Raw genomic sequence first — 3,880 nt, forward strand, 5'->3', positions numbered from 1 at the left:
GAATTAACTAAGGATTCATGGCAGATTGACGAATAAATTCAATTCTAGACGAGCTAACTGCGTAAGTAACACTCCTACACCTTAAGGTATGGGAGTGTTGAAGATTAAACTAACTAGAGCAAAAATCTCAACACAATTGAGTTCAAGAAAATTGGATGTGGGGTTGAAGAACTAAACCCAAAATTTTTGGTGAATTGTTGGGTTTACCTTGATACTATTACTAGATAATCAACCTACGCAGTTTACGGTTTTTGAAGCTAAGACCAACCGTATTGCAACAAATTTATCAAAACAGAATAAAGGCGTCAGGAGGTCACTGAGCATAGTCGTTGGCGTGGTCACTGAGCTTAGTCAAAGTACAGCCTCTCGTAAAGAAGTGAGCCAGAATTCAGTTGCGTATTTTGAACGAAAGAGCGTATAGCGCAGCGTCTCGTAGAGAGTGTCGTATCAAGATTGCTGACTCCTGAATTCTTCAATATGAGAGCAAAATTATTAAGAAATTAAGTATTTTTTTTGTTATTTTAAATTTTACTGTATTTTCATATTCTATCACCACAATTAACCATTGAGAAAAAAAATTCGATTTTTTTCAATTTAGTTTCATCACAAAAAAAGGCAATAGGTTTTCTGTTGACAGCAATGAATTAAACATTGTGTAACGTAACTATTACTCATTTGTAGCGGAACAAGGAATTTTCCAAAAATGTCTCTCACAAAACGTTGCTTGGCAGAATTTATCGGCACATTTTGGCTTGTTTTAGGTGGCTGTGGTAGTGCTGTTATAGCCGCAGCCTACACGGCAGATGCAGCAAAAATCAGCGAAAGTACTTCTTTTCCACTGGGTATTGGATTAGTCGGTGTATCTTTGGCATTCGGACTTACTGTCCTCACAGGGGCTTATGCTCTTGGTCATATTTCTGGTGGTCATTTCAATCCAGCTGTTTCCTTTGGGCTATGGGCAGGTAAGCGCTTTCCAGGATCTGACTTACTACCTTATATCGTCTCTCAAGTAATCGGTGCAGTTGTTGCTGCGGGCATTATCTACCTGATTGCTAGCGGCAAAACTGGATTTACCCTGACTGGCTCCAACCCACTGGCTACCAACGGTTACGGTACTCATTCTCCAGGTGGTTACACGCTGTTTGCTTGCTTCATTAGTGAAGTTGTGATGACTTTTATGTTTCTGCTGATTATTCTGGGTGTGACTGACAGCCGTGCTCCTAAAGGATTTGCACCACTGGCAATTGGTTTTGGACTCACCTTGATTCACCTGATTAGCATTCCTGTAACCAATACCTCGGTTAATCCTGCCCGTAGTACTGGAGTTGCTCTATTTGCAGGTGTACAAATGTTTTCACAAGTTTGGCTGTTCTGGATAGCTCCGATCTTGGGGGCTATTTTAGCAGGATGGTTGTACGCAGCCGTTTTTAGTGAATCAACTGTGGGCGAACGGCAAAACATCGAAGAGCTAGTCTAAAAGTCATTATGAACTGTACGAGTGTATTTATAGCAGTTCATCAAAAGGGGCAATAGTTGGAGCTGCTTTGTGCTTATAATCTCTCAGATAAAGTTGCGTAGATGCAGCCCAATCTAAGCATCACTTGAGATTTCGTTTTGAGATTTCTTAATAATCCTCCGACTAAAAGAACAAATGAGCCAAGCAAAATTTATTTTGTTGGGGGATTACTAATTCTATTTCTATCAGAAACACTTAGATAGAAGGAACGCTAAATTTATCGTCTTATACCATTTCACGAAATATCTGATACAAATGATTTGTCTGTAACCCTTTCCCCCTGCTGCCTATTTGTATCAACCTTAAAGTGAAATAGTATTAATGCTTGACAGAATATTTAAGTGTATATACACTTAATCCTATGCAAGACCAAACTACTCAATTAGTTCTACTCAAAAAAGTTGCAGCTACCTGTACCTGTTTTAATCTCCGCAAAGCATCTCGCACAGTTACGCAACTTTTTGATGAGATTTTGCAACCAAGTGGAGTTTTAGCTAACCAATTCACCTTGCTAACTGCAATAAACTTAGCTGGCTCAGTAACAATCACGCGCCTAGCTCAAGAATTAGTTATGGATCGAACTACTCTGACACGTAATCTCAAACCACTAGAAAAGCAGGGATTGCTCCAGATTCAGCCAGGACAGGATCAACGGATGCGGGTGATTAGTTTAACAGATAAAGGACAAGCTGCTTTGGCAAAGGCTTTACCTCTATGGGAAGTAGCCCAAACTCGTGTATTGGAACAATTAGGGCAAGAACGATGGAGTACTTTGTTATCAGGTTTATCCGACACTGTATCCTTGCTGCATAAAGGCTAATTTTTTTCTCAAAAGAGTGTGTATACACATATTTTTTAATTAGGAAACCTATATGTCTAAATTTGATAACCATCCAACTGTCAGACAGTATCGTGAACAAAGCACTATCAATGATTCGACGATCGCTTCTCCTTTAGATGCTGATTGGCTACGTAGCCTGTGCTTGGAGCTAGGAGCGGATGATGTTGGCTTTGTAGAGATTGATCGCCCAGAGATTGCTGCTCAACGCCAGGATATTCTTGTAGCTTTTCCACCGACGAAGACACTAGTTAGCTTTGTGTGTCGCATGAACCGGGAGAATGTCCGTAGTTTAGAGCGATCGCTAGCTAACGTAGAATTTCATACTACAGGCGATGAAGTTAACCAAATTGCTCATGAGATTGTTGCTACCCTTGAACAAAAAGGAATTCGAGCTTTAAACCCAGCAATGGGTTTTCCAATGGAAATGGATCGCTTTCCAGGGAAAATTTGGGTTGTTTCGCACAAACCCGTAGCTGTAGCCGCAGGTTTAGGTCATATGGGGATTCACCGCAACGTTATTCATCCCAAATTTGGCAACTTTATTTTACTAGGGACGATTTTGATCGAAGCTGAAGTAACTAAATATAATAGACCAATTGACTATAACCCCTGCCTGGAGTGCAAATTATGTGTAGTAGCTTGTCCAGTGGGAGCTATTGGTGGTGATGGACATTTCAACTTCTCAGCTTGTTACACTCACAATTATCGAGAGTTTATGGGAGGATTCACAGATTGGGTAGAAGATATTGCCGAAAGTAAAAGTGCCCATGACTACCGTCAAAAAGTGAATGATTCGGAATCAGCATCAATGTGGCAGAGTCTTGCTTTCAAATCAAACTATAAAGCAGCTTATTGTGTAGCTGCTTGTCCAGCTGGGGAAGATGTAATTGGTCAATTTTTGAGGAATAAGAAAGTCTTTGTTAAAGAAGTAGTTCGACCCTTACAAGATAAAAAAGAAACTATTTATGTTGTTCCAGGTTCCGATGCCCAAGATTACGTTGCACGAAGATTTCCACACAAGAAAGTCAAGCAAGTTAGCAATGGCATTCGCCCTAATTCTATTCAAGGGTTTCTTTTCGGTTTGCCTCTGTTATTTCAAAGGAATCAATCAGTAGGGCTGGATACTATTTATCATTTCACATTCACTGGAAAGGAAGAATGTCAGGCAACAGTCATAATTAAAGATAAGACAATTCAGGTAGAAAATAGTCATATTGGAACAGCCAATATTCAGATTACTGCCGACAGCCACACCTGGCTTCAGTTTCTAGCTAAGGAACAGAATATTGTTTGGGCGCTAATTAGAAGGAAGATTCGCATTCGAGGATCATTACGTTTACTTCAGGCTTTTGGAAAATGTTTTCCCTCATAAATTAGTATAATCGAATATTTGCGATGATTGAGTTATTAGTCTGTAAAATTTTCTAGGATTTGTAGTAAGCACTGTAGTGGTTAAAAAATAATGATTGAAGTTCTAGCTAAAAAACTATTTACTAATTCGATAAAACTAAACAGACTAGTTA

General features: G+C 39.5%; 3 protein-coding genes. All 3 read left to right on the plus strand.

Going from position 1 to position 3,880, the window contains the following annotated elements; all coding sequences use genetic code 11:
* Positions 1–703: 703 nt before the first annotated feature.
* The 3 genes from aqpZ (at position 704) to IQ229_RS17075 (ending at position 3,729) form a co-directional block, all read left to right on the plus strand.
* Positions 704–1,477 (plus strand): aquaporin Z, encoded by a 774-nt coding sequence (gene aqpZ, locus IQ229_RS17065; protein ID WP_194045715.1) that lies wholly within the window; start codon positions 704–706, stop codon positions 1,475–1,477.
* Between the two features lie 400 nt (positions 1,478–1,877).
* Positions 1,878–2,336: a MarR family winged helix-turn-helix transcriptional regulator gene (locus IQ229_RS17070; RefSeq protein WP_194045717.1), complete on the plus strand. Its 459-nt coding sequence runs from the start codon at positions 1,878–1,880 to the stop codon at positions 2,334–2,336.
* Positions 2,337–2,388: 52 nt separating this feature from the next.
* On the plus strand, positions 2,389–3,729 hold the full coding sequence (locus IQ229_RS17075; RefSeq protein WP_194045719.1) for an SCP2 sterol-binding domain-containing protein: 1,341 nt from the start codon (positions 2,389–2,391) through the stop codon (positions 3,727–3,729).
* Positions 3,730–3,880: the final 151 nt, after the last annotated feature.

The sequence above is a fragment of the Nostoc cf. edaphicum LEGE 07299 genome, from assembly GCF_015207245.1.
GTDB lineage: Bacteria > Cyanobacteriota > Cyanobacteriia > Cyanobacteriales > Nostocaceae > Nostoc > Nostoc edaphicum_B.